Source organism: Enterococcus sp. LJL51, from assembly GCF_054871795.1.
On the sequence record NZ_JBTXLW010000005.1, the window covers coordinates 1 to 24,870 of the forward strand.

The window sequence follows — 24,870 nt, forward strand, 5'->3', positions numbered from 1 at the left end:
AAAATGCTCTTCAACACACCTACTCCAATGGACCGCTGGAATGTTTAAACAACCATATCAAAGTTTTAAAACGGAATGCGTATGGCTTCCGTAGCTTTTACAATTTCAAACTGCGAATTATGATTCGTCACGGCAACGCTTTAATTGTAAACTAAAAAAGACCAAGAGAAATGTTTCCTCTTGATCTTCAAAAATTCTAAGATTTCTCTTCACCAACATTAGTTGACAAAGAGCCCTTTTTTATTAAACGAAAAGACAGATACTAAACAACATCTTGTGTAATTCCCAGGTTTCAGGACGTCCATCTTAATTGCTTTTACCGTCTATTCTTCACCTGTCTCAATCAAATCTCCATCGTGATGCAGGAAATAGATTAATGTTTGCAGTTCATTGGTTAGATCGACATTTTGAATCAATACATCTGATGGCGCTGCCAGACGGGCAATGGTAAAGTTTAAAATTCCTTTAATCCCCGCTTCAGCTAGCTGATTTACAACATCCTGCGCTTTTCTGGCAGGTAGCGTTAAAATTGCCACCTCAATTTGTTGAATCTTGATTTGCTCCAGCATATCCTCGATAGGATAGACAGGAACACCATCTACGATTCGTCCAACGATTTCTTCGTTGATATCAAAAGCACAGCTCACACGAATACTGTTGCTCTGATGAAATTTGTACTTCAATAAGGCACTGCCCAGATTCCCAACACCAATTAAAGCTACATTGGTTAATTCATCATCATTTAGTGTTTTACCGAAAAAGTTCATTAGATTTTCTACATCATAGCCATAGCCCCGTTTTCCCAGCTCACCAAAGTAAGAAAAATCTCTACGAATCGTAGCGCTATCAACTTGAACTGCTTCACTCAACTCAGTTGAGGAAACTTTACTTTTACCAGCATCATATAAAATACGTAAATAACGATAATATAAAGGAAGCCTACGCGCAGTGGCTTTTGGTATCGTTTGCTCTTTCACATTCATACCTCCAACTCATTCTATATCTCCACTACTAATAATAGCAGTTCCAAGAGCTAAAAAGCAACGTTGGTGCTCATAAAAAACTATTTATTGCCTAAATCTTCTGTTTTATAACCTACAGCTTCTTATGTAACTGAATTTTTTAGTATTTTATGCTAAACTAAGAAAGATTACGATGAAATGAGGATAGAACCATGATCTTACTACAAGCAAATCAGATTGCCCGTTTTTTTGGCGCTGAAACTTTGTTTGAAAATATACAAATGGAAATAGCCGACAACAGCCGGATTGCTCTGGTAGGTCGGAATGGTGCTGGAAAATCTACACTTTTGAAAATCATTGCTGGAGTAGAGGCTCCGGATGCTGGAACTATTTCTAAAACCAAAACAGCTACCATTGGTTATCTTGCTCAGGACACTGGGCTGGACTCTGAAAAAAACATCTGGGATGAAATGCTGCTGGCGTTCTCAGCTATTACTGCTATGGAAAACAGAATGCGGGAGCTAGAACAGCAGATTAGTCAGACAGATCCTGAGGCAGCTAATTACCCTTCAATCTTAAAGGAATACGATAGACTACAGCAGGACTTTTCAGACAAAAACGGCTACAGCATGGAAAATGAGATTCGTTCTGTGCTGCATGGCTTCGGTTTTGATGACAGCTTTTACGATCGTCCGGTAGCCTCACTGTCTGGGGGACAAAAAACTCGTTTGGCATTGGCCCGAATGTTACTCCAGAAACCAGACTTGCTGATTCTCGACGAACCAACCAATCATTTGGATATTGAGACCTTGTCGTGGCTAGAAGGCTACCTGCCAAACTACTCTGGCGCACTGCTGATTGTTTCTCATGACCGTTATTTTTTAGATAAGGTCGTAACTGAAATCTATGAAATCAGCAGACGAAAGATGCGCTACTACAAAGGAAATTACTCTAAATACCTTGAACTAAAAGCCGAACAGCTAGCTAGTGAATGGAAAGCATTTGAAAAACAGCAAACTGAAATTCAAAAGCTGGAAGATTTTGTCGCTAGGAACCTAGTACGGGCTTCTACGACCAAACGGGCGCAAAGTCGTAGAAAAACACTGGAAAAAATGGAGCGGCTGGATCGCCCTGCCGGAGATGAAAAATCTGCTAATTTTCTTTTTGATATTGAGAAGGTTTCCGGGAACGTCGTTTTACAAGTTGAAGACGCGGCGATTGGCTATGATGACACAATCCTTTCTGCTCCTATTACTATGGATATCCGCCGACAGGAAGCAATTGCATTAGTTGGACCCAACGGTATTGGAAAATCCACACTCTTAAAATCGATTATCGGCACGTTACCCTTTATTAAAGGACAAGCTTTTCTCGGAACAAATGTTTCAATTGGCTACTATGATCAGGAGCAGGCAACTCTTCATGGCAACAAAACCGTTTTGGCAGAATTATGGGATGAGCATCCAACGACTCCGGAGAAAGATATCCGCAGTGTTTTAGGCAGCTTTTTGTTCAGCGGGAATGATGTAGAAAAAACTATTCCATTATTAAGCGGCGGAGAAAAAGCCCGTGTTGCTCTGGCTAAGCTGTCAATGAATAAAGAAAATTTTCTGGTTCTTGACGAGCCAACTAACCACCTAGACATTGACAATAAAGAAGTATTGGAAAACGCCTTGATTGATTATGAAGGCACCTTGCTCTTTGTTTCCCATGACCGCTACTTCATTAACCGAATTGCTACCAAAGTCATTGAACTATCGGAAAATGGAAGTAAGCTCTACTTAGGCGATTATGATTATTATTTAGAAAAGAAAAAAGAAGAGGAAGAGCTTGCCGCTTTAGCCGCAGGTGAAGCGCAAGAGAAAGAAGTATTCGCCAGCAATAAAAATAACTTTTACCAGAACAAAGAAGCTCAGAAAATCTTAAGAAATCTGAAACGAAAAATTACTCAGATTGAAGAAACTCTCAGTAAATTGGATGAGCATATTGCTGAATTAGAAATAGAAATGAGCCGTCCTGAGGTTGCCGATGACCATGTCGGGCTGATGGAACTTAATAAAAAGCTGGAAAAAGCACATGAAGAACAAGAACAGCAGCTACAAGAATGGGAAGATTTGAGTCTTGAATTAGAAGAAATGGAGTCTTAGAACACCCTATTTGAAGCTTTTTCTAAACTTCAGCTTTCTCCTTCAATTATCAGAAAAATGTTGAGTTTTCAGCCTTAATAAATAGTTATTTGCCTATTTATTGAGGTTGAAAGGGCTATAGGGTTTGTCCTAAGGATAAACCCTACAGCTCTTTTTTACGTCTAACTTTTCAGCTTTTCTTGTTTCTTTAGTAATTCTACGTAATGTGCTGATAACTGGATAGCGAAGGAACCAGAGCAAAATTAGACTCGCTTTGGACAGGTCCTCTGCCGCTTAAATAGCTGTCCTGCCAAAAAGAAGCCAACCAGCTGCCGGAGCTGTTCTGCTGATGCTTTAATAAGCGCTCCTGAAGTACTCTGCCAGTTCCTTCAGAAAATTCTTCCAGACTGCGGCTGAGTTCTTTGCTTTCTTCAGCCGTTATAAAGGGACTCGCCCAATTAAACAGCTCCACTAATGTATCTTCTAAATCAGGAACAGGCAGCTTTTCCAAATGAGGCAATCGTTTTTTTTATATTTATGCAAGTTTTTTTCCAACACCTTCCTGCAAACAAATGTAAACGCTCACTAACTTATTATACCAATTTTTCTGAGCATTTATAAAAGTTTACAAAAAAAGCCCCTATTATCAAAAATCAATTTTTTTGGTAATAGGAACTTTATTATTATTTTTCTCTTGTATCGATAATGATTGTTACTGGTCCATCATTTGTCAGTGCTACATCCATATCTCCGCCAAATTCTCCGGTTTCAACAGAGATGCCGGTTGCTTCCAGCTGCTGATTAAATGCTTCATACAACGGAATAGCCTGCTCAGGACGTGCGGCTTGAATAAAGCTCGGTCGATTTCCCTTTTTAGTATCTGCATATAGCGTAAATTGTGAAATACTAAGAATACTCCCCTGTACTGCCTGAATATCCAGATTCATCTTACCTTCATTATCCTCAAAAACACGCAGTTTACTAATTTTTCGAACTAAATAGGCAGCATCTTCCAGCGTGTCCTCTTCATGAATACCTAGCAGAATCATGAAGCCATGACCGATTTTCCCAATCACTTTCTGTTCCAGTTTTACACGGGCACTGGAGACTCTTTGAATCACAGCTTTCAACTTACTCCTCCTATCCGTTCGTCCGGCGAACACTGTAAATGTCTGGTACACTTTTGATTTTATCGACAATTGTTTTCAAATGAGAAAGATTTTGGATTTTCACAGTGATATGAATCGTCGCCATCTTATCTTTTGTCGGCTTTGCCTCCACACTGACAAGATTTTTAGTCATTGAACTTATTACTTGTAAAACATCGTTCAATAAACCGCTGCGGTTATAGCCGTAGATTTCCAAATCTGCATCATATTCCTTATGAATATTATCTGCGTTCTCCCATTCCACTTCAATCATCCGTTCAGCCAGCTCTTCCTGATGCTGTACGTTAGGACAATCCGCCCGATGAATAGAGACTCCTCGTCCCTTAGTAATATACCCTACGATTTTATCTCCCGGAACCGGATTGCAGCAGCGGCTCAAACGAATCAGTAAATTATCAATTCCCTGAATCACAATCCCGCCTTCATGCCGAACCTTCATTTTATCTGATTCTTTCTTCACCGGCTGAGTCATCAGCTCTTCCGCTTCCTGCTTTTGTTTCTCCAGTTCAATCTGCTTCCGTTCCTTCTCAGTCAAACGGTTGGAAACGACCTGGGCACTGATTTCACCATATCCAACCGCCGCATATAAATCATCCTCAGTTTGATAGTTGAACCGCTCTAAGGCTTCAGCAATTTTTGCCTTATTCATAAACTCTTTAGGCTGGAAGCCGTGTTCGTTTAGGTATTTTGTAATTGCATCATGTCCTTTAATGACATTGACTTCTCTATCCTGTACCTTGAAAAAGCGTTTAATCTTATTTCTCGCCTTACTTGTTTTAACCATCTTCAGCCAGTCACGACTCGGACCAAAAGAGTTTGGCGAGGTAAGGACTTCAATTATGTCTCCATTTTTCAGCGTGTAGTCCAGCTGTACCATTTTGCCATTAACCTTGGCACCGGTTGTTTTATTGCCAATTTCCGTATGCACGCTGTAAGCGAAGTCCAGTGGACCAGAGCCCTTCGGCAATTCGGTTACATCCCCAGTCGGAGTAAAAACATAAACCTTGTCACTAAAGATGTCTCCTTTAACACTTTCCATAAAATCAGATGCATCATAGCTTTCATCTTGAAGTTCAAGAATTTCTCTAAACCAGCTCAGCTGTTTACCAGATGGATCTTCCTCCACCTTATCTGTCTTGCCTTCTTTATACGCCCAGTGAGCAGCTACCCCGAACTCAGCAATTTGATGCATCTCATGTGTTCGTATCTGAACCTCAACAGGATTTCCTTTTGGACCAATCACAGTTGTATGGATGGATTGATACATATTAGCTTTCGGCATAGCGATATAATCTTTAAACCGTCCAGGCATAGGTGTCCATTTTGTGTGGATTGCGCCCAGTACCGCATAGCAGTCCTTAATCGAGTCAACAATCACACGGATTGCCAGTAAATCATAGATTTCTGTAAACTGCTTCTTCTGGTCCTTCATCTTCCGATAAATCGAATAAATGTGCTTTGGACGGCCATAAATTTCAGCATAAATTTCTAAATCTTCTGTAGCCTTTTTGATATCTTCAACCGCTTCAAAAATATATTCTTCCCGTTCTTCACGTTTCGACTGCATTAAATGAACAATCCGGTAGTACTGTTTTGGATTGATGTAGCGAAGTGCTGTGTCTTCCAACTCCCATTTGATACGGCTCATCCCTAAGCGATGAGCTAAAGGCGCATAGATTTCCAGCGTTTCCTGTGCAATTCTTCTTTGCTTATCATCACGTAAATGCTTTAATGTGCGCATATTGTGCAGTCTATCGGCTAACTTAACCATAATTACCCGAAGATCCTGCGCCATCGCCAACAGCATCTTACGGTGATTTTCAGCCAGTTGTTCTTCATGAGACTTATATTTGATTTTTCCAAGCTTGGTCACGCCATCAACAAGCATAGCTACATCTTCGCCAAATTCATTTTTTAAGTCATCCAGAGTCACATCTGTATCTTCTACTACATCATGAAGAAACCCTGTAGCTACGGTATGAGGGTCCATATGCAGCTCAGCAAGAATACCTGCAACCTGAATCGGGTGAATGATATACGGCTCTCCAGATTTTCTGACTTGCCCCTCATGTGCCTCTTTTGCGTACTCGTATGCTTTCCCAACAAAAGCAGTGTGTTTCTCTGACATATATTTTGATACAATCCTTATAACTTCCGGTCCTGTTACAATTTCATCTTTCGGCATCGTTCTCACTCTCCTTCAGCTTTCAGCGGGTAGCTTTGTCCGCAATTCTTCACCAAGCCTAAAACTACAGACTTGCTGCAGAAAAGTACCATGGCAAAATCTTTTCAATCTTAAAACAGCATAGCAGAATTTAGCTGGAATCAGCGACTGTCTTTTCACTGCCGATGCTCTTTTAAAAGTGCGTATTTATTGTTTGCTGTCATTTTCCTACACGCCTTTGTTGTCATTTGCTTAGGAGTATTCGGTACAACAACAGCTATTTTTTGTAAAAAAGAAAAGTACTACTTGAAGCAGCAGCACTTTCAATACCCTCTTATTATACTCTAAAATCCCAAATTTTCAATTCCTTCATTTCTCGGAATCATGTAAATAAAGGTAGAATTTCTCTAGGATTGTTCACACCAATAGTCGTTGCTCCAGTTTGAAGCAATATTTCCATCTCCAATAAGGTCGGATTGTCTACGTTCACTTGGATTTCCAGATAACGGTCCCGCATTGTTCGAAACATCCCTAAATTAAACAACGCCGTCTCAACTGACAAATTAGAGCCTAGGGAAATCAGCTTCACGTTTGTCCGTCCAATCTGAATGGCGATTCGTCCCCGTTCCTCCTCTGTCATCTCTTCGATATCAATAAAAAAACCTAGTTCTCCTTTTCCAAAAGCCAGTGGTGCCAACATTTGATAGGTTTGTTTACTGATTGAAAGATTTTCTAAAGTAGCAGTAATTTGAACCTCTGTCGCTCCATCCCGATATAGTTCCCCTGTTTCAAACGCCTGTTTCGCCAAGGTGCCGACTCCTAATGGGTAATCGGCAATACTGCCAACGTGAACTTCAGTGCCCTCTAGAAGCTGTTTCGTTCGCCTCACATGATACGGCAAAACATATATCATTTTTATTTTATATTCCCTGATAAATAAAACTTCTTCTTTTAACTGCTGGTCGGTCATTGCCGGGTCCAGCAAAATAACAGAAATCCGATTTAAATCAATCCCCATATTCAACCCCCTTGCGACAACAATTCTTGTTGATAGCTAACCGCACTCAATGCATACAGCGGAGCCGTTTCAGCTCTTAAGATACGAGGTCCTAAACCACAGCATATGCCTCCGCTTTGCTCAAACAACGCAATCTCTTCAGATGAAAAACCGCCCTCCGGTCCAAACACAAACAGTAGCCGTGCACCTGTGTTAAGACTTGTTAACACGTCAACAAGTTTGCTCCGCTCATTTTGTTTTGCTGATTCCTCATAAGCAATCAGCACTTTATCATAGGTTGAAAACATAGCAAGCAGCTGTGCTTCTTTTTCCAGTAACTGTATTTCAGGAACTCTTTGACGGTGAGATTGTTCAGCCGCTTCCTGAGCTATTTTTATCAGCCGCTTCGTTTTGGCAGCCAGCTTTTTGTGATCCCATTTAACAATCGAATTTTGAGCCGGAAAGCCAATAAAGCTGCTGCTGCCTAGCTCTGTTCCTTTTTGCACAACCCATTCCAGCTTATCTCCTTTGGGTAGTCCGCAAGCAATGGTTACGTGGATGGGCAGTTCCTTATCCGCTGTTTCTTTAGACAGTTCTCTAACTGAGACCGTCTGTTCATCAATCGCTGTTATCTCTCCCAATACAACGATGCCGTCCTCAAACACTAAATAAAGCTCTTCTTCCGGCTTCATACGCATGACCCGTACAATATGATGATAATTTTCGTCTGTTACAGCAAAGACTTCTTGATTTCTATAAGATTCTTTTACAAAATAGCGCTGCATATTATTCGTCCTCTGATTTTTTTAAAATAATGGCATACCAGTCACCTTGCTGGAATATCTGATCCACCTGAAAACCAACACTTGTCATCTTTTCAAGAATCATCTCTTTTTTCTCTCTAATAATCCCTGAAACAACAAACGTCCCGGAATTTTTCAATAAGCGATATGCATCTTCCACCATCAATACAATGATATCTGCCAGAATATTCGCTACAATCACATCAGCTTCAACTGCGATTTCTGTCAATAGATTGTTTGCACCAACCTGAACATCAGCAGCAACGGGATTCAACGCCATATTTTCTTTGGCCGCAGCAACGGCTACATCGTCTAAATCATATGCATAAACAGTTTCAGCACCTAAATATTTTGCAGCAATACTCAGAACGCCGGAACCAGTTCCTACATCCAGCAGGGTTTCACCGCCCCGTAAAACAGTTTCCAAGGCCTGCAGCGTCAAACGTGTTGTCGGGTGAGTGCCTGTTCCAAATGCCATTCCCGGATCTAAAGTAATGATATGCTCTTTTGAATCTTTAGGTTCATACTTTTCCCAACTTGGTACAATCGTCAAGTATCGGGTTACCCGTACGGGATGATAATATTTTTTCCAGGCTGTCGCCCAGTCACTCTCGGCTACTTCACTAACGGTCAATTTATTTTTTCCAATCGCCAAGCCAAACTTCGGCAGCTGGGAGATATTTTCTTGGATGAACGGAACAATTTCCGGTAAAAAAGCAGTCTCTGGAAAATACGCCATAACTAACGCTCCCTCTTTAATATGAGCAAACTGATCTTTATCTAAAATCTCACCATAGATGTCGCTTTCAAAATTTTCAACATCCAGCGCATCCTCTATAGCAACACCGCTGGCTCCCGCTTCCATCATAATATTGGAGACCGCCTCGACAGCCTCACTTGTCGTTTCAACTTTCACTTCTGTCCACTTCATTTGCTTAATACCGCCTTTTTAATAGCTTGGATAAGGAAAATAGCTGTCTGTAGCTGTGCTGGCTTCCTTAATAGCTTTTTTAAATTCATCATCATTCCATACTAGTTCAAATGTTTCTTTATCCCCATCTGTCAAAAATTCAAGAAGACTATCCTGACCGTTAATCAGCACCTCATTTAGATACGTCAGTGCTCCATCAATTTCTCCTTTTGACATGCCTTTTTTCCCATCAAAAGGGATTACTGCCATATAATCTGAAGCATCAGGTATCTGCTTTACTTTTTGAGTGTTATAGAACAATAAGCCATCTTCAAACTCAATAATTTCAGATTCTGATACCACTCCCTGCGCATCATCAATTCGTTCTCCTGACTTATTTTCCGCAAATAACCGAACGACTACTTCAATCGTATGATTCCGTGTATCCCAGTCAATAGCGGTATCAAATTCAGTTATTTTCTTTTCCAGCTGCTGATTCAAATAATCGAGTATTGTTTGTTTTTTCATTAGTTATTCATCCTTCCACCCCAGGGTTTCTTGATCCACCCCAGCTTTCTTCTGTAAAGATATATATGGGTTCCCCGCAACTGCGAAACGGAGCGGCGCCTCTGTCCAAATTCCTTTATTCGGAATACCGATACGCGGCAGTTCAAGAATTTTTTGAGGATATTTCCTCTTTTCCGAAACCAAGTGCAGCGGGCTGTCAAAAATCGACTGACCATACAGTTCCCGGCTAATCCCTAATGCAGCAACCAACTTGCCTGGTCCATTTGATAACTCCGGTCCGCTACGTCCTTTCCGGTGAATAATCATCTCTTCAACACCTGCAGCCGGCTGCAGTCCTCGAATCATTACTCCTTGCGGGTGTCCTTCATCTCCGGTGACCATATTTAGAATCAAATGTGTGTGCATCGTGTATAGGTAAATTGTTCCTGGTCTGCCGTACATTGCCTGCAGTCGTGGAGTATTCCTCATACCAAAGCTATGTGCCGCCTCATCTTCCGGACCTAAATATGCTTCTGCATCAACAATATATCCTGCCAACGTGCCAGCTGCTGTTTCATGCTCCAAATACATACCCAGCAGATAGCGGGCAATCTCTTCTGTCGTGTGTTTTTCAAAGTATTGCTTGATATTATTCAATTTTGCCACCCTCTATCATACACAATCTATAGAAAATAAGCCATGAAAACAGGTAATCTTCCTGTGGTTCTCTCCAGCAAATCTAATCTTCAACCTTTGCGTATATCTTCTTATTAATAAATCACAAAAAGTCAAAGCTTGCTTTATAAAAAGCTAATCACGGCTAGTCTTGTTTTTTTAACAGTATTTATATATATTGTATCATATTCTTGCTCTTACAAAAGTATAAGAGCAAAGGGATTGACCTAATTACAAGAAAAATTTTTTTGAAAAAAGCTTGTTCATTTTTCAGCAAACATATTGATAAATCATTATTCGTCTTTTGCAGAGTCTCTTCAAATAACGTCTGCAGTAAAAAATAAATAAAATTTCTTATGCCAAATTGATTCTATCACCGGATAAAATCCTCTTACCAAACAACATGCGAATGTATGTTCTTATGATAAAAACATGGTATACTAGTGTATAAGAATTGGAATAGCTCTTCTTATTTTTTTATGTGTGTTTATTCCGGAAAGAGGATATTATTATGGCTTTCTTTAATCAGCTTTTTAGAAAAAAGGCAGACTCAGCAAAGAAAAGACCGGCAGCTTCTTCTGAACCGAAACAACTGTCTATCAATCGGCAAACCCTTGCTCCCTTCAATCTTCTGGAAAGTGAGCTGGACAGTATTTTTCAGCAAAACTACAATTCGCTACACCCGCAAATCCATTTGATTACTAGTGAAGAATTTCAGGCCCTTTCCATGATGACTGAAGTGTTGCCGGATGTCTGCTTCTTATGGACAGATGATGAAAGTAATTACGCTGGACTTTTTTATCAAGGACCGTTAAGAGGAAAAATTATGTTTCTTGATCATGGAAACCCTTTTTATGTTCCTTTATATAAAACAGTTGATTCGTTTATCCAACGGGTGGCAGATGGAAGCATTGAGAATCTATACATACCTGAACTGGGCGCTCAGTCATCGGAAAACAAGCCAGTTGCGGATTTTCCAATGAAAGCTGACAGCTCCAGTGAAATGCAGCAGAATTATGCTTGTAGTAAAATACTACTGGGGCAGCTTTCTCAGTTTTTAGATGAGGATGCTTATGCCCAAATCGCTTTTCAGGCTTTTTATCTCATGCCAAAAGAACACCTTTATGAGCTTCTGCCCTTCTTGGATAATGAAAATATGTATATTTTACAAGAGCTGCCTTATCTATTTGCTTTTCACAATTTCCTGCCTGCACGTCCTCCGCTTGAGAAAGCTGCGGAAGCTGGAAACAACTATATAAAAAGTCATGCGCAAAATGCATTGAAGCGCTATACTGCTTAGCAAGATACATGACTCTAAAACAAACAAGGATTATGAACAAAATTTCCCACCCTGTTTCCGCAATATCTAAACAGATGACAAGAACAAAATGAATTGCTGCAATACTTAGCTGTAATAAGCACCAGTTGGCACTTCATATCACTTTGCCTTCTAAGATTCAGACTTTCATTCCTGTCTTATGTGCAGTCTTGTAAGCTTTTATCAATTTACGATTATGAACAGAAAGGAAGTATTCCTATGCAAAAACCGCTAGCCTACCGTATGCGGCCAAGAAATATAGATGAAGTTGTTGGTCAAACACATCTTGTAGGAGAAGGAAAAATTATCCGCCGTATGGTGGAGGCACGTATGCTTTCTTCCATGATTCTCTACGGACCACCGGGAACTGGAAAAACCAGTATAGCCAGTGCAATTGCCGGTTCTACGAACTATGCCTTTCGAATGCTGAATGCGGCAACAGATACTAAAAAGGATTTGCAAATAGTTGCGGAAGAAGCAAAAATGAGCGGAACAGTTATTCTGCTGCTGGATGAGGTTCACCGCTTGGATAAAACCAAACAGGATTTTTTGCTTCCACATCTGGAAAGCGGACGAATTATTATGATTGGAGCAACAACTGAGAACCCCTATATTACTATTAATCCTGCAATACGCAGCCGGACACAAATCTTTGAAGTAAAACCTTTAAGCGAAGAAGATATTCAAACTGCTGTGAACTGGGCTTTGGAAGACAAAGAAAGAGGATTAGGAGAATATTCTATAATATTAGAACCAGAAGCTCTCCTGCATTTATCTCGAGCAACAAACGGCGATTTGAGGAGTGCTTTAAATGGGTTAGAATTAGCTGTAAAATCGACGAAGGAAAATAATGAGCAAAAAATTGTCGTTACACTATCGATTATTGAAGAATGCATTCAGAGAAAAGCACTGACACATGATAAAAACGGCGACGCTCATTATGATGTTATTTCTGCCTTCCAAAAATCGATTCGTGGAAGTGATGTGGACGCTGCGCTTCACTATTTAGGTCGATTAGTCGTCGCAGGTGATTTACCGATTATCTGTCGCCGTCTAATGGTTGTTGCCTATGAAGATATTGGGCTGGGAAATCCGACAGCTGCTGCGCGAGCAGTTACAGCTGTACAGGCCGCTGAAAAACTAGGCTTTCCTGAAGCTATTATGCCGTTGTCTATGACTGTTGTTGAACTCTGTCTCTCACCCAAATCTAATTCTGCAAATGCGGCATTAAGCAGGGCCATTGCAGATATCGAAGCCGGTAATGCCGGAGAGGTTCCTGATCACTTAAGAGACAGTCATTATTCTGGGGCCAAGGAACTAAACCGCGGAATTGGCTATCAGTATCCTCACGCCTTTGAAAATGCTTGGGTGAATCAGCAGTATTTACCGGATAAACTAAAAAATGCAAAATACTATGAACCGATTGACACTGGAAAATATGAACAAGCCCTTCATCAGCAATACGACCGAATTCAAAAATGGAAACAAGAAAATTCATAAATTCTCCAATGCATGGTCATTGCCGGATGGCAGAAGCTATGCTATTATAAAGATGGTTAATCTGTGATGTGCGCGTTGTCTTTTTTGTGTGTTGACCGAACATTTTATTGATATCTCGGGATCCGACTAGTATCCAGATGGGTAGCATGCCTTTTCATTTGGTAGCTCAAAATCAGGGATCGTGGAACCCACCTGCTAAGTGCGGGATCAATACTATAGGACAAATAACGGCATCGACGGATTATCCTTTTTTTAAACTTTCCAGAAACTGTGACATTAATGTAGATGTCGCAGTTTCTTTTTTTGGGGGAATACTATGCTTATTCGTTTTCTTATTTTAGCTGCAGCTATACTCGCTTTTATCATCAGTATTTATTTAAAAAAGAGCTTTCCTCTTCTTGCAGCTGCATTAAAAAAAGACATCTCTTCAGATTTTTTTGATAGCTTTAGCCGCCTGTTCTTAATTTTCGGAGTGTTGGGTATTGTAACAGCAATTATCAATCTATTTTATCTTTCCTTAGTCTATATTATCTTTCTATTAATGCTTGCCGCAGTTTTTGGAATCTCATTCTCAAAAAAAATATGAGAATTTTACCCTTTTTGATTTGAATTTCGACTGTTTTGTTCTACAATAATAGTGTAGAACGATTTAATGTTATATAAATCCTTTGGGACACCTCGCAGGATTCATATAGAGTAAATAATAAAGGAGTTGATTCCTATGTTACAAAATTATCGTAAAATCATGGTAGCCGTCGACGGCTCAGCGGAAGCAGAACTGGCTTTCAAAAAGGCTGTCAATGTAGCAATGAGAAATGATGCAGAACTACTACTAGCGCATGTCATTGACACGCGGGCTTTCCAATCCATCTCTTCTTTTGATGGGATGTTGGCTGAGCAGGCAACAGAAATGGCTAAACAAACATTGGATGACTACAAAAAACAAGCAGAGGAGCACGGCTGCGAAAAGGTTTCAACCGTTATTGAATACGGATCGCCGAAAGGAATCATCGCCAAGCAGCTTCCTCAAGATCACAATGTTGATCTTATCATGATTGGTGCAACTGGACTAAACGCTGTAGAACGGCTATTTATCGGATCTGTTTCAGAATACGTTATCCGCAATGCCGCCAGTGATGTCCTTGTTGTAAGAACAGATTTAGACAATAAGGTACCAAAAGAAGTAGAATAAAAGCTATAAAAATAGGACCCAGCCAAAAGCATTCAGCTTTTGGAAATCAGATGATGTTCACAAAAATGATTTTTTAATTTTGTGACTTTCAGTTTGTTTCCAGAAGAACAGCTTTTGTCTGGCCTTTTTTAATTGTAAGAGAGTTAGGGCAAAAGTATGACGCCTTGGAGCATAATACAAAGTAGATGAAAATTGTTAAGAAACTTTACGAAGAAATTCGAATAGCTGCTGATAGCTCCCTCAGTATTAGGAAGTAAACACGGATTAATGTCTTGCCTGCTCATTTTATTTTTTAGAATAGATTAATTTTTAGTTTGATTACTCTAGTTCATCTGTATTATAATTTTTTTCCATCTGATACTGCTCTACAATTGGGCTAAAACCTATATTCAACAGCTGTTTAGTCTCTTGCGATGATTCAGAGAAGTTCATCCCTACAACCTGTTCACGGCCAAATGCTTCCGCTAGATTTCTTATCATGTTTTCGCCATCTTTGTTGAAATCAACAAGATTCATCTGACAAATCGTCACCTGCTGTTCATTTCTCGACAATACTATTGTTCCAATCCGTTTATTTTCTTCTGAACTGATTTTATAGCCCTCATTTCCATGACTTAGCCAGTTTTGCCAAGGAGTATTGTCCGGTTCTACAATTTGTTCAGCTGCTATTTTTGAAAAAGACAGCTTACTTTGCGGTTTTTCTGTTACTTTTCTTTTTAGAACTAGAACCTTCGATGCAATATAATAGCCTAGCTTTTTATAGAGTTCAACTGCCTTAGTATTTTCAGTAATTACTTCCAGCGTCATTCTGGATACGCTATGCTGCTTGGCTATTGTCTCAGCCTGATTCATCAAAAGCTTTGCTATATTTTTGCTGCGATACTCTGGATGAACTGCCAAGCCTCCAATCCAGCCTACTTTTTCTTGCCCCCACACTGCTTCACCATACAAAATAATTCCAGCAGGCTTTCCATCACTCAAGTATATCCAAGACCAATCATCCTTTAGCTTCAAAAAACTAAGCCTATCATTCAGCTGCTGCTCCGTCACCTTAACGGGTACTAAATAATCTGAAAATCCCTGATTCCATAGTTCAGTCCGAACTGCTGAAGGAGTCTCCTTAAAAGATTGGAACACATCTCTCACACCTTTCTTAATCGACTATTGTTTCACTTAACTTTTTAAAAAGAACCCTTCACTCAGTAGTAAGAGTGAAGGGTTCTTTGGCTTCGGTAAGCTATTTGTTGATTATTTACGGAAACGCTCAACATCACGCGCAATTACTAATTCCTCGTCTGTAGGAATCAATAGTACTTTTACTTTTGAATCTTCAGTTGAAATCACAGATTCTTTCCCGCGCACATTATTTTTCTCAGCATCGATTTCACAACCGAACCAAGTCATTCCTTTAATTACTTCGCTACGGACATGAGAATCATTTTCTCCAATTCCCGCAGTGAACACAATTGCATCCACACCGTTCATTACAGTTACATAACTGCCGATATATTTACGGATACGGTCTGTAAAGATGTCATATGCTGTTTGTACTTCTTCTTTGTCAATATTTGATTCCAAGTCACGCATGTCACTAGAAATACCTGATAATCCTAATAAACCGGATTTTTTGTTTAAAATATCAATCATTTCCTTGATATCAGTCAAACCAAGCTTTTCCATTAGGTAAGGAAGTAATGAAGGATCAATATCTCCAGAACGAGTACCCATTGTTACGCCGGCTAACGGTGTGAAGCCCATTGATGTATCTACAGAAACACCGCCGTCAACAGCTGTAATTGATGCACCGTTCCCTAAGTGACAAGTGATGATTTTCAGCTCTTCAATTGGTTTGCCCAACATTTCAGCAGCACGTTGTGCTACGTATTTATGGCTTGTTCCGTGAGCTCCATATTTACGTGCGGCAAACTTTTCATAGTATTCAGTTGGAATACTATATAAATAATTGTGCTTAGGCATTGTTGTATGGAAAGCTGTATCAAAAACTGCCACACTTACGATGTCTGGTAGAATCTTTTTGAATGCTTTAATTCCCATTGCATTTGCTGGATTATGCAAAGGAGCAAGATCTGCCAATGCTTCAATTTTTGCCAGTGCTTCATCGTCAATCAAAGCTGAATCTTTAAAGTCTTCTCCACCAGCAACCACACGGTGACCAACCCCAGTGATTTCATCATATGAACCAAGAATATTTAATTCAATCAACTTATCAAGCAGCATTTTAACAGCAACTTCGTGATCGTTAATATCAATGATTTCTTCATACTTTTTATCGTCACCATACTTGATTGTAAAAATTGAATCATTTAATCCAATACGTTCAACGATTCCTTTAGCGATAACTTCTTCATTTGGCATTACGTATAATTGCCATTTCAAACTTGAACTTCCAGCGTTGATTGCAATTGTTTTAGACATGATATTCTCCTCTTTAAATGAATTAAGTAATTTTTATTTTAAATTTGAAGCTTTCCAGGCTTCAAATTGTTGAAAGAACTGAGTGATGTTTTTTGGATCTTTCATTGTCGCCAGCTTGGCAAGAAGGACTTCTTTCGCCTGCACGCTTTCGTTTCCCTTATTTTGGACAATCATGATACTTTTTCTCGATTGTTCAGATTGAAAAAGTTCATTCGGCAATTGAATTAAACCTTGCAAAAATACTTGTTCCTGAATCCATTTTTTTAGATATTGACTCTGGTCTGATTCAAATATATTTGAAGGTACTAAAAATAGCCCAAAGCCGCCGGGCTTCACATAATTCATCGCCTGCTCCATCAACAAATGATGTGCATATGTATGTCCTTTTTCTGAAGCAACAGTAAATTGCTTTGCTTTATCATCATTAGGGTAGTAGCCAATCGGCAGGTCACTGACAGCTGCATCAACTGGATCAATGAGTAAATCTTGTAGACCATCCTGATGAAATAGATGAATATTCGACTTGACTAAGCCATTATTTACTGATGCAACTGCTAATAATGTATCATCAATATCCACACCATAGCCTGTCATCCTATAACCGTTCATCTGCAGATTCACAACCAAGGTTAATAATAGATTGCCCATACCTGATGCAATGTCTAAAATCCGTAAATCCTTTGTTTCAGCAGATAAACTTTCTAATAAGTACATGAACAAATAGCCAATACCGTCTGGTGTTAGCTGATGGTTGGCTTGCAAAGGTTCATCCTTGTTTCCTTTCAGCAGCAAAAGCTGTGTCAAACGACTAAGCTCCTCTGGCTTTAGATCAATCTGTCGAAATTCCTTATAAATCTCTTCCAGTTTCAAAACCGTGGCTTCTTCAGGCTTTCCATCAAGAACTCTGACCGTAAAATCATCTAGAAGATTATCTCCATTTTCAATATAAGCATCTAAAAAAGAAATATCTAAAGATTTCTTCAGTAAAGTTATTGCTTCTTCCAGCAATTCGAAAGCCTTTTCCATTTTCTCAGAAAACAAAAAAACACCTCAACTTCTTAAAAAATATAACAACTTTCATACCTGTTCTATTTTATCTAAAAAACGCATAATAATCAATCAATTTTATAACATTATTTGTAAATTCAGCATTTACAGTAGAAAAACAGCAGTTTCATGAAAAAAATCTCATTATTTCCATTCAGACTGCTGTTCTGTACCAGTTATTTTCATTTAGATTTAGATACACAATTCACAAACTTTTTACTCTTTATCTTTTTCTGTTTTTTTAACCGCTTCATAGAAGGTATAGGTCGCCCCAGAAGTCTGAACAATCATTGTCATTTTTTGATTCTCTAATTTATAATTGAGTACTCCTTTTGAATAAGTTTTTGTCCCTTGATTATCTTCATTCTGATACTGTCGAAATTCTGATAAAAACATTGAACAGATTACTTTCGCTGTATAAAAGGCTTGTGTCTTTTTTGAATATTGAACAGTTAATTGATAATCCTCTGCGACAATTAAAAATAAGACACCAAATAAATAGAAAAAGAGTAATGCTGTTATCATCGTACTGCCTCTATACCTCTGCTTCATACTCAAGCTCCTTAGGAATAATCCAGCAACCCTTATGATTTCTGCCGTTTTCAAACAATACATCTACCTGTATTCGATTTTCATTTCTAGTAAAAATAGCTCTTTCCACTTTAGTCAGTAGTGGCTGATACCCGTTGTTTGCTGACTTCACTATTTTATTGTATTTAAATTCAATAAGTACCGTGTATTGCTCCTTCTGGTCATACAAGGTTAGCTTTTCACTTTCCAAAGCAGTCAAACTGCACTCTTTCAGTTCATTCTCCAATTGAATTTGAAAGGCATGCCATTCTTTTTCAGAAGCATTGTTTAGACGTCTAGTCAGCAGTTGGGTATGCCGGATATAACCTGAACTAATTATACCGATGAACGAAAAAAGAAATAATGCAAGCAGACATTCCAACAGCGTAAAACCAGATAGCCTCATTCTTCTATTCAATTTCTTCAACCGTAAATGATTCTTCCCCATTTTTAATAGCCGCCTTTACAATTTTCTTATTTTCCAGTGTAATACTTAGCTGATAATAAGTATTATTTCTAAAAATGACTTTGCTAGCTGTTCCACCATAGTTTTCATAATGCCTCACTTCTTCGTAAAGAAGCCGCTTCATCTCCAGTTGTGTTTCCTGTGCTTTTGTTTTTTCTAATAAAAGACTATTCACAGAAAGATAAGTACCAATTATCAGAGTAAGCATCGTTAATGCTAAAAAACTTTCTATAAATAAATAGCCATTATATTTTATGAATTTTTTTGACATATCTTCCATTTCCCATCTGAAACTGAAATTCAATCCTTTCTTTCTTAGAGACCCATTCAAAACTATATTTTGACAATGAGCCATTATTTCCCGTACCATTTTTAAACACTATTTTTTGAGGTCCCTGAACTACCAGCTCCTCTGGGATATTCAATATTTCCTCCCCATTTGCAGAGGAGAAAATCAATCGGCTTTCTTTCGTATTAAGATAAATGCCTGAATCTCGTTCACTGACAATCGCCATTTGCTGAACATATAGCAGATGCTTTTCAAACCGCATAAAAAACTGTCCCACAATGATATTTTGCTGGCTTTGCTTTAGCAACAATGAGGGCATGCTAATAAGAAATGCAGCTACCAACAGAACCAACAAAGCCTCAATCAGCGTGAAGCCCTGGTATTCTTTACTTATTTGCCTGATATTTATCATATTGCTCCTGTGTAATATAGCCCTCTGAAAGTAAGGTATCCACTGTTGGTGTCTGATCATTTTCTAAACGATAGACATCCATTTGTGTTTCCACGACTTTGATAATCGCTGCATTGCCCTTTTTGTCAATATTGTCCTTTTGTCTAGATAAATTTGGAGCAAAAAGCAGAATTAGAACGGAAATGATTAATAAAACGATGAGCATTTCCAAAAGTGTAAAACCTTTTAGCTTTTTTTTACGCAGCTTTTTTTCCATATTATTATTTTTGTGATTTTTTGCTATCTTTTGTTGTTTCATAATGTATCAATCCCTCCATAAATTGGCAGCAGCATTGCTGCATAAATTCCAACTACAGCCAATGCAATAATCAAAAAAATTATTGGCTGAAGCCATTGAATCAGCTTTTCTATTCGCAGAAAGAAGCTTCTCCAGCATATTTCACTATAAATCATTAGCTCTTTTCCTAAGTTTCCCTTAACTTCTCCTTGTTGAATAATTAATGCCAGCTCTTCAGAAAAGAACGGAAAATATTCTAACTGATTGTAGAAAGGTTCCCCTTTTAGCAAACCTCTCTCAATGATTTCGGATAGTTCCCTCATCAGTGATTCATTAAGGAGCCCCTTCATTGTGACAACAATATGCTTAATTTCCATTCCCTGAGAAAAAAGCTTTCCCCATTCCAAAGAAAAAAATGCTGAGGTATATTGAATATAGTATGATCGAAATCCTGGTATTTTTGCTAGAAATACGGCTCTATTAAAAGGAGTCTTTCTTTTAAGCAAAAGGCGAACACTGATAGTCAATGATATAAGCAGCAGCATACCGCCACCTAAAACATAGGGACTGGCTCTAACAAATTGAATACCAAAATTATCAGTAGTTGTTAGGCCGCTCATCTGAAGCTGGGGCAACAAAAATTGTCTCATACCGATGAGTGCTGCAAATAGGAACAGTAGAAGAATAAATGGATAGATAAGTATCTTTGAAAGGTTCTCTCTCTGTTTTTGCATAATCCCCATATGTTGTTCAATGCCTGTCAAAGTTGCCGCTAGATTTCCATGCCTTTGAGCGAATTCTATTTGAGTGATAATTTCAGAAGAAACCTCCAATTTTACTAAAGATTCGGTTAATTCCTCACCACTTTCCAACCCATCTATGAGAAAATCAATTAATGCTGCCGGCAATACCTTGGCTTTTCTCATAAATGAAAAGCTTTCGTTTAAAGAAAAACCGTTCATTAACAGCTCTGCTAAAAGCTTAAAAAAACCAGAAGACTGTTTTTTAGTTAATTTAGGTTCTTTTTTCTTTGTAATAAATTTCCGTACTGATAAATCCATAAGCCCATACCTTTCTCAATAAATTGTTCCACCCCATTGTTTTTGATTCAGAGAACTGATACTCCATCAGTAAAGCAGGAATCTCCCCCTCAATATCTACCGTCAACAACCGCTGATAGATAATACTTTTTAGGCACTCATCTAGTTCTCTGGTCTGTATGCCCAACTCCAGTAAACGTTCAGTCGCTCCAGTAATGCCCCTGCTGTGTATTGTTGCAAAAACTGTGTGCCCTGTTAGTGAGGCTCTAATGGCTGCTTGAGCAGTTAGTCCGTCCCTGATTTCACCGATTATTAAAATATCCGGTCGATGTCTAAGACAAGCCTTAATCAATGCATTATAGGTCATATCTATTTTATTGTTTGTCTGTAGCTGGAGAAATGTTTCCTCTTCAATTTCCACAGGGTCTTCAATACAAATAATCTGAGCATCTACTCCTGAATTTTTAGCAAGCTTATACATTAAAGTAGTTTTTCCTGAACCAACAGGACCACAAAATAAATGCAGTCCAGCTGCCTTCACCTCTTTACTGACCGTTTCCAACTGTTTAGGCAGCAGGTAATACTCTTTGCTGTCTCCAAAAAAATGTAGAAAACGAATGACTAAGCTTTCTCTTTGCCGGAAATCCCCTACGGAAGATAGCCGAAGCCTGCGTTCTTGTCCCCTAACCTCGTATGTAACTGCTCCAGTCTGTGCCTTTCTCTTTTCACCAACATCCATTTGTCCAATAAACTTAAAATGAAATATTAGCTTCTCTCCATGTTCTTTTGACAGCTGTTTATATTTTTGCCTATGCTGAACTGTTCGAAATAAAATGCTATAGCCTGTCCTTTCAGGTAAGATGTACAGATCCTGAGCTTTATTTTGTACACCCCATTCAATCAGCTCTTTTGAAAATTCTTTAATATCCATAGCTTCCTCCTCAAGATTAAGCTACGCAAAAGAATTCTAAACATGCAAAAAAAGTCTGAAATTAATGAACTTCAGACTTCGGAAGAAATACAGCTCCTATTAAAAAATAAAAATATCCTACTTCTATCTTTGTTTACGAAAAGAGGTGGCAATTGCCGTAATTAGGATAAGCATTTGCCTTTTTCTTCGTACGCATACCGTTCCACTAGATGTTCCTACATAAGTGAAACTGGCAGGAGATATCACCTATATTTAATATAATTAGTCGGCAGATAGTGTTTTCAACTGTCTTTTTCAACTCTATTTTTAAGAAATACACTATTTAATCGATTTCTTACTTATCTCTTATTGTCTTTCTGTAAAATATGCAGAATTAGTGCATAAAATAATACAACAGCTACTGCCTGAACAGTAGCTGTTGTATTATAAAGAGATTTAATGCACTATCTTCCCCAAAATAGTTTATTAATACTTGATACCATCATTATACTAAAAATTTTGCTCTCGTGGTTTTCAAAAATTGTCAGATTTATTAAAATTTTTGAGAAAACAAGGCATTTAGCTGAAAGGGTCAGCAAAACGCCTTGATTTTATGCTTAAACAAAGCATTAGATCCCTTACATTATATCAAACAAAAAAATTTATTTCTTCTCAATTTCTTATACCTGAAAGCTATTTCTTTGAGAAATCATACTAAAAATATTAATTATTTTTTTAGTAATAATTAAACGTAATTAATTTGAAATTTTATACAATTCCATCTAATTAAACTATAATCCTTTTTCATTTTATTGTCCATAATAAGCATTTTTACCATGTTTTCTAAAATAATGCTTGTCTAATAAATAGTTAGGAATCGGTTTTATTTTTCCTCCTATCTCCTCGGTTGACTGTGCCATCTCTGCAATTTCATCCAACACGATACTGTTTTCTACTGCTTTCTGAGGTGTTGCTCCCCAGGTAAAAGGTCCATGCCCATAGACAAGAACTCCTGGAACAGCTAGTGGATCAACTGACTGCTGCTGAAACAGTTCAGCAATGACCTTTCCAGTTTCTTTTTCATAGGCTGCTTTGACTTCCTTCTCACTAAGCTGTCTGGTGCAAGGGACTGGACCATAGAAAGTGTCAGCATGGGTTGTTCCATACGCTGGAATTTCTCGGCCGGCCTGCGCCCACATAACAGCATATTTGGAGTGGGTATGTACAACTGCACCAATTTCTAAAAATTCTTTATAGAGAATGACATGAGTTGCCAAATCAGAGGAGGGCTTCATACCCTTTGTCAACATATTTCCATCTAAATCAGTGATCACCATATCTTCTACTGTCATTTTCTCATATGGTACACCGCTGGGTTTGATTACAATCACACCCAAAGTTCGATTAATCTCGCTGACATTGCCCCAAGTCAACTTCACCAGACCTGCTTTTGGCAAAGCCAAATTCGCTTGAAAAACCCGTTCCTTCATTTTTTTAATTACTTCATCTCTCAAAATATCCCGCCTCCTTCAAATAAGGAAATAGAAACTCCTTGGCATCTTCAATCTCTTTTTTAGGGTCTGAACTAGTTTCACTCCACATTTCAATTAGGAATGGTCCGCTGTATCCAAGACGTTTCAAGGTTTTCAAGCATCCTGAAAAGTCGACACAGCCTGTACCAAATGGAACTCCCTTGAATTTTCCATCAAAATCTGCTGTTACTGCCAGTGTATCCTTCAAATGAATAGCCGATATCTGGCTGATTCCTGCTTCTAATTCATAACCGACATCATTTTCCGACCATGCAGAAAGATTGCCTAAATCTGGATAAACCTGTAAATAAGGCGAGGGAATTTGCTTTTTAATCTTCAGAAATTTAGAAATGGAATTGATAAAAGGATCATCCATAATTTCAATAGATAAAACCACTTCTTTTGCTGCTGCTAACGTAACAGCTTTTTTTAAATTTTCAATAAAATAATTTCGGGAAGCAATTGTCTTCTCTTCGTAATACACATCATAGCCCGCTAGCTGAATTGTTCGAACACCTAAATCAGAAGCTAAATCCACTGCCTGAGCCATAATTTCCAGTGCTTTTTTTCTTGCGCTTGCATCTTTCGATCCGAAAGGAAACCGCCGGTGTCCGCTCAAGCAAATAGATAGTATTTTAACTCCGGTATCATGAACTGCATCAATGACTTCTTTCCTTTGCTTTTTATCCCAAGTCAATCGGTCTAATCGTTCATCTGTTTCATCTATAGACATTTCTACAAAATCAAACCCCAGCTCTTTAGCAAGAGTCAACCGCTCTACCCAGCTGATTCCTCTAGGGAGCGCCTTCTCATAAATTCCTAAAGTGGTCATTCTACTCCCCCCAAATACGCTTAATTTCATCTTTAAAAGCCTGAGCAGCCTGTTTAGGATCTTTTGCTGAGGTAATTCCTCTCCCGGTAATAAATGTGTAGACAGCTACGCCTTCAAAAAGTTTTAAGGTTTCTACCTCTAAGCCTCCAGTAACAGATACTCTAAAGCCCATATCTATCAGCTTTTTAACTTTAGTCAGATCCTTTTCTCCCCAAGTTTCTCCTGCAAAAAGAGCATCCCTGCTTTGATGATAGATGGCTTGTGAGATGCCGGCATCCAGCCATTGCTGTGCTTGTTCAAAGGTCCAGTCGCCATAAAGCTCTACTTGAACTTCTCCAACTTGCTCAGCTGCAGCTTTCATAGTAGGGATTGTTGCACAGCATATAACAGTCATCCAATCCGCACCCGCATCGGCACAGTTCTTTCCAACCGTTCCTCCGGCATCAGCACATTTTGTATCTGCAATCACTCGCTTATCCGGGTATAGCGCCCGTATGCAGCGAATCGCTTCCTCTCCTGCTTGTAAGCAGAGAATCGTTCCTACTTCTACTATATCTACAACTTCTCCAACTTTTACGATGTCAGCTAATGCACTGGCTAGATCTGAATGATCTAACGCAACTTGTAAATTTGGTCTGCTCATATTAATTTTCCTCCCGCTCTAGTTTAAGAGCGCAGGATACGAAACAAATCTATCCCGCGCTCATTTCTAATCCAGCCTTTTTATAAATTTAGA

At 38.8% G+C, this 24,870-nt stretch carries 27 protein-coding genes, 1 other RNA gene and 1 pseudogene; 7 read left to right on the forward strand and 22 right to left on the reverse strand.

Going from position 1 to position 24,870, the window contains the following annotated elements:
* On the forward strand, positions 1-155 hold a 155-nt coding region (locus ACYSNQ_RS06560), incomplete at its 5' end, for a transposase (RefSeq protein WP_426082301.1).
* A 168-nt stretch (positions 156-323) separates the two neighbouring features.
* On the opposite strand, the gene ACYSNQ_RS06565 is transcribed toward ACYSNQ_RS06560, so the two are convergent.
* A complete protein-coding gene (locus ACYSNQ_RS06565) occupies positions 324-977 on the reverse strand; it encodes a redox-sensing transcriptional repressor Rex (protein ID WP_426082078.1) in 654 nt (217 codons plus the stop codon).
* A 197-nt stretch (positions 978-1,174) separates the two neighbouring features.
* On the opposite strand from ACYSNQ_RS06565, the gene ACYSNQ_RS06570 reads away from it, so the two are divergent.
* The gene (locus tag ACYSNQ_RS06570; RefSeq protein WP_426082079.1) at positions 1,175-3,109 is read left to right on the forward strand and encodes an ABC-F family ATP-binding cassette domain-containing protein; all 1,935 of its coding nucleotides are present in this window, start codon (positions 1,175-1,177) and stop codon (positions 3,107-3,109) included.
* 196 nt (positions 3,110-3,305) lie between these two features.
* Here ACYSNQ_RS06570 and ACYSNQ_RS06575 read toward each other — a convergent pair whose 3' ends face one another.
* From ACYSNQ_RS06575 to ACYSNQ_RS06610, 8 genes and pseudogenes are all read right to left on the reverse strand, one after another.
* Positions 3,306-3,599, reverse strand: coding sequence for a choline/carnitine O-acyltransferase (locus tag ACYSNQ_RS06575; protein ID WP_426082080.1), 294 nt, complete (start codon positions 3,597-3,599; stop codon positions 3,306-3,308).
* 172 nt (positions 3,600-3,771) lie between these two features.
* The gene (dtd, locus tag ACYSNQ_RS06580) at positions 3,772-4,218 is read right to left on the reverse strand and encodes a D-aminoacyl-tRNA deacylase (protein WP_426082081.1); all 447 of its coding nucleotides are present in this window, start codon (positions 4,216-4,218) and stop codon (positions 3,772-3,774) included.
* 10 nt (positions 4,219-4,228) lie between these two features.
* Positions 4,229-6,442: a RelA/SpoT family protein gene (locus tag ACYSNQ_RS06585; RefSeq protein WP_426082082.1), complete on the reverse strand. Its 2,214-nt coding sequence runs from the start codon at positions 6,440-6,442 to the stop codon at positions 4,229-4,231.
* Between the two features lie 361 nt (positions 6,443-6,803).
* Positions 6,804-7,439 (reverse strand): deoxyribose-phosphate aldolase, encoded by a 636-nt coding sequence (locus tag ACYSNQ_RS06590; RefSeq protein WP_426082083.1) that lies wholly within the window; start codon positions 7,437-7,439, stop codon positions 6,804-6,806.
* Positions 7,440-7,441: 2 nt separating this feature from the next.
* Positions 7,442-8,203 carry a 16S rRNA (uracil(1498)-N(3))-methyltransferase gene (locus ACYSNQ_RS06595; protein WP_426082084.1) on the reverse strand — a complete coding sequence of 254 codons (762 nt, stop codon included), beginning with the start codon at positions 8,201-8,203 and terminating at the stop codon, positions 7,442-7,444.
* 1 nt (position 8,204) lies between these two features.
* Positions 8,205-9,152: a 50S ribosomal protein L11 methyltransferase gene (gene prmA / locus ACYSNQ_RS06600; RefSeq protein WP_426082085.1), complete on the reverse strand. Its 948-nt coding sequence runs from the start codon at positions 9,150-9,152 to the stop codon at positions 8,205-8,207.
* 18 nt (positions 9,153-9,170) lie between these two features.
* Entirely contained in the window at positions 9,171-9,659 is a 489-nt protein-coding gene (locus ACYSNQ_RS06605) for a DUF3013 family protein (protein WP_426082087.1), read from the reverse strand.
* A pseudogene (locus ACYSNQ_RS06610) lies at positions 9,601-10,229 on the reverse strand (DNA-3-methyladenine glycosylase). The gene ACYSNQ_RS06605 and the pseudogene ACYSNQ_RS06610 overlap by 59 nt, the downstream one beginning before the upstream one ends.
* A gap of 595 nt (positions 10,230-10,824) precedes the next feature.
* On the opposite strand from ACYSNQ_RS06610, the gene ACYSNQ_RS06615 reads away from it, so the two are divergent.
* From ACYSNQ_RS06615 to ACYSNQ_RS06635, 5 genes are all read left to right on the forward strand, one after another.
* Entirely contained in the window at positions 10,825-11,613 is a 789-nt protein-coding gene (locus ACYSNQ_RS06615) for a hypothetical protein (protein WP_426082088.1), read from the forward strand.
* Between the two features lie 237 nt (positions 11,614-11,850).
* On the forward strand, positions 11,851-13,131 hold the full coding sequence (locus ACYSNQ_RS06620) for a replication-associated recombination protein A (RefSeq protein ID WP_426082089.1): 1,281 nt from the start codon (positions 11,851-11,853) through the stop codon (positions 13,129-13,131).
* Positions 13,132-13,186: 55 nt separating this feature from the next.
* Positions 13,187-13,378, forward strand: a non-coding RNA gene (gene ssrS / locus ACYSNQ_RS06625) — 6S RNA.
* 69 nt (positions 13,379-13,447) lie between these two features.
* On the forward strand, positions 13,448-13,717 hold the full coding sequence (locus ACYSNQ_RS06630) for a hypothetical protein (protein ID WP_426082090.1): 270 nt from the start codon (positions 13,448-13,450) through the stop codon (positions 13,715-13,717).
* Between the two features lie 135 nt (positions 13,718-13,852).
* Positions 13,853-14,323, forward strand: coding sequence for a universal stress protein (locus ACYSNQ_RS06635; protein ID WP_426082091.1), 471 nt, complete (start codon positions 13,853-13,855; stop codon positions 14,321-14,323).
* 318 nt (positions 14,324-14,641) lie between these two features.
* Here ACYSNQ_RS06635 and ACYSNQ_RS06640 read toward each other — a convergent pair whose 3' ends face one another.
* The 13 genes from ACYSNQ_RS06640 to ACYSNQ_RS06700 form a co-directional block, all read right to left on the reverse strand.
* Positions 14,642-15,460, reverse strand: coding sequence for a GNAT family N-acetyltransferase (locus ACYSNQ_RS06640; protein ID WP_426082092.1), 819 nt, complete (start codon positions 15,458-15,460; stop codon positions 14,642-14,644).
* Between the two features lie 111 nt (positions 15,461-15,571).
* A complete protein-coding gene (locus tag ACYSNQ_RS06645) occupies positions 15,572-16,759 on the reverse strand; it encodes an acetate/propionate family kinase (protein WP_426082093.1) in 1,188 nt (395 codons plus the stop codon).
* Positions 16,760-16,792: 33 nt separating this feature from the next.
* Positions 16,793-17,800: a class I SAM-dependent methyltransferase gene (locus ACYSNQ_RS06650; protein ID WP_426082094.1), complete on the reverse strand. Its 1,008-nt coding sequence runs from the start codon at positions 17,798-17,800 to the stop codon at positions 16,793-16,795.
* A gap of 222 nt (positions 17,801-18,022) precedes the next feature.
* Complete coding sequence (comGG, locus tag ACYSNQ_RS06655) at positions 18,023-18,358, reverse strand: competence type IV pilus minor pilin ComGG (protein WP_426082095.1); 336 nt, start codon at positions 18,356-18,358, stop codon at positions 18,023-18,025.
* Positions 18,342-18,824 (reverse strand): competence type IV pilus minor pilin ComGF, encoded by a 483-nt coding sequence (comGF, locus tag ACYSNQ_RS06660; RefSeq protein ID WP_426082096.1) that lies wholly within the window; start codon positions 18,822-18,824, stop codon positions 18,342-18,344. The genes comGG and comGF overlap by 17 nt, the downstream gene beginning before the upstream one ends.
* Positions 18,787-19,113: a competence type IV pilus minor pilin ComGE gene (locus ACYSNQ_RS06665; protein ID WP_426082097.1), complete on the reverse strand. Its 327-nt coding sequence runs from the start codon at positions 19,111-19,113 to the stop codon at positions 18,787-18,789. The genes comGF and ACYSNQ_RS06665 overlap by 38 nt, the downstream gene beginning before the upstream one ends.
* Positions 19,088-19,543: a competence type IV pilus minor pilin ComGD gene (gene comGD / locus ACYSNQ_RS06670; RefSeq protein WP_426082098.1), complete on the reverse strand. Its 456-nt coding sequence runs from the start codon at positions 19,541-19,543 to the stop codon at positions 19,088-19,090. Before comGD ends, ACYSNQ_RS06665 begins: the two co-directional genes overlap by 26 nt.
* Positions 19,518-19,841 carry a competence type IV pilus major pilin ComGC gene (gene comGC / locus ACYSNQ_RS06675; protein WP_426082099.1) on the reverse strand — a complete coding sequence of 108 codons (324 nt, stop codon included), beginning with the start codon at positions 19,839-19,841 and terminating at the stop codon, positions 19,518-19,520. Before comGC ends, comGD begins: the two co-directional genes overlap by 26 nt.
* Entirely contained in the window at positions 19,838-20,881 is a 1,044-nt protein-coding gene (gene comGB / locus ACYSNQ_RS06680) for a competence type IV pilus assembly protein ComGB (RefSeq protein WP_426082100.1), read from the reverse strand. The genes comGC and comGB overlap by 4 nt, the downstream gene beginning before the upstream one ends.
* Complete coding sequence (gene comGA / locus ACYSNQ_RS06685; protein WP_426082102.1) at positions 20,835-21,791, reverse strand: competence type IV pilus ATPase ComGA; 957 nt, start codon at positions 21,789-21,791, stop codon at positions 20,835-20,837. The genes comGB and comGA overlap by 47 nt, the downstream gene beginning before the upstream one ends.
* A gap of 788 nt (positions 21,792-22,579) precedes the next feature.
* Positions 22,580-23,260, reverse strand: coding sequence for an L-ribulose-5-phosphate 4-epimerase (locus tag ACYSNQ_RS06690; RefSeq protein WP_426082302.1), 681 nt, complete (start codon positions 23,258-23,260; stop codon positions 22,580-22,582).
* A gap of 13 nt (positions 23,261-23,273) precedes the next feature.
* Positions 23,274-24,134, reverse strand: coding sequence for an L-ribulose-5-phosphate 3-epimerase (locus ACYSNQ_RS06695; protein ID WP_426082103.1), 861 nt, complete (start codon positions 24,132-24,134; stop codon positions 23,274-23,276).
* Between the two features lies 1 nt (position 24,135).
* Positions 24,136-24,777 carry a 3-keto-L-gulonate-6-phosphate decarboxylase UlaD gene (locus tag ACYSNQ_RS06700; RefSeq protein WP_426082105.1) on the reverse strand — a complete coding sequence of 214 codons (642 nt, stop codon included), beginning with the start codon at positions 24,775-24,777 and terminating at the stop codon, positions 24,136-24,138.
* Positions 24,778-24,870 lie beyond the last annotated feature (93 nt).

What these genes read in the sequence shown, in the direction of transcription:
- ACYSNQ_RS06690 (WP_426082302.1), bottom strand. Translation starts at nt 23,260, where the DNA reads ATGAAGGAACGGGTTTTTCAAGCGAATTTGGCTTTGCCAAAAGCAGGT.
- ACYSNQ_RS06620 (WP_426082089.1), top strand. Translation starts at nt 11,851, where the DNA reads ATGCAAAAACCGCTAGCCTACCGTATGCGGCCAAGAAATATAGATGAA.
- comGF (WP_426082096.1), bottom strand. Translation starts at nt 18,824, where the DNA reads ATGGGGAAGAATCATTTACGGTTGAAGAAATTGAATAGAAGAATGAGG.
- ACYSNQ_RS06605 (WP_426082087.1), bottom strand. Translation starts at nt 9,659, where the DNA reads ATGAAAAAACAAACAATACTCGATTATTTGAATCAGCAGCTGGAAAAG.
- comGC (WP_426082099.1), bottom strand. Translation starts at nt 19,841, where the DNA reads ATGAAACAACAAAAGATAGCAAAAAATCACAAAAATAATAATATGGAA.
- ACYSNQ_RS06630 (WP_426082090.1), top strand. Translation starts at nt 13,448, where the DNA reads ATGCTTATTCGTTTTCTTATTTTAGCTGCAGCTATACTCGCTTTTATC.
- ACYSNQ_RS06700 (WP_426082105.1), bottom strand. Translation starts at nt 24,777, where the DNA reads ATGAGCAGACCAAATTTACAAGTTGCGTTAGATCATTCAGATCTAGCC.
- ACYSNQ_RS06570 (WP_426082079.1), top strand. Translation starts at nt 1,175, where the DNA reads ATGATCTTACTACAAGCAAATCAGATTGCCCGTTTTTTTGGCGCTGAA.
- comGA (WP_426082102.1), bottom strand. Translation starts at nt 21,791, where the DNA reads ATGGATATTAAAGAATTTTCAAAAGAGCTGATTGAATGGGGTGTACAA.
- comGD (WP_426082098.1), bottom strand. Translation starts at nt 19,543, where the DNA reads ATGATAAATATCAGGCAAATAAGTAAAGAATACCAGGGCTTCACGCTG.
- ACYSNQ_RS06665 (WP_426082097.1), bottom strand. Translation starts at nt 19,113, where the DNA reads ATGTCAAAAAAATTCATAAAATATAATGGCTATTTATTTATAGAAAGT.
- ACYSNQ_RS06645 (WP_426082093.1), bottom strand. Translation starts at nt 16,759, where the DNA reads ATGTCTAAAACAATTGCAATCAACGCTGGAAGTTCAAGTTTGAAATGG.
- ACYSNQ_RS06615 (WP_426082088.1), top strand. Translation starts at nt 10,825, where the DNA reads ATGGCTTTCTTTAATCAGCTTTTTAGAAAAAAGGCAGACTCAGCAAAG.
- ACYSNQ_RS06695 (WP_426082103.1), bottom strand. Translation starts at nt 24,134, where the DNA reads ATGACCACTTTAGGAATTTATGAGAAGGCGCTCCCTAGAGGAATCAGC.
- ACYSNQ_RS06595 (WP_426082084.1), bottom strand. Translation starts at nt 8,203, where the DNA reads ATGCAGCGCTATTTTGTAAAAGAATCTTATAGAAATCAAGAAGTCTTT.
- ACYSNQ_RS06585 (WP_426082082.1), bottom strand. Translation starts at nt 6,442, where the DNA reads ATGCCGAAAGATGAAATTGTAACAGGACCGGAAGTTATAAGGATTGTA.
- comGG (WP_426082095.1), bottom strand. Translation starts at nt 18,358, where the DNA reads ATGAAGCAGAGGTATAGAGGCAGTACGATGATAACAGCATTACTCTTT.
- prmA (WP_426082085.1), bottom strand. Translation starts at nt 9,152, where the DNA reads ATGAAGTGGACAGAAGTGAAAGTTGAAACGACAAGTGAGGCTGTCGAG.
- ACYSNQ_RS06635 (WP_426082091.1), top strand. Translation starts at nt 13,853, where the DNA reads ATGTTACAAAATTATCGTAAAATCATGGTAGCCGTCGACGGCTCAGCG.
- comGB (WP_426082100.1), bottom strand. Translation starts at nt 20,881, where the DNA reads ATGGATTTATCAGTACGGAAATTTATTACAAAGAAAAAAGAACCTAAA.
- ACYSNQ_RS06590 (WP_426082083.1), bottom strand. Translation starts at nt 7,439, where the DNA reads ATGGGGATTGATTTAAATCGGATTTCTGTTATTTTGCTGGACCCGGCA.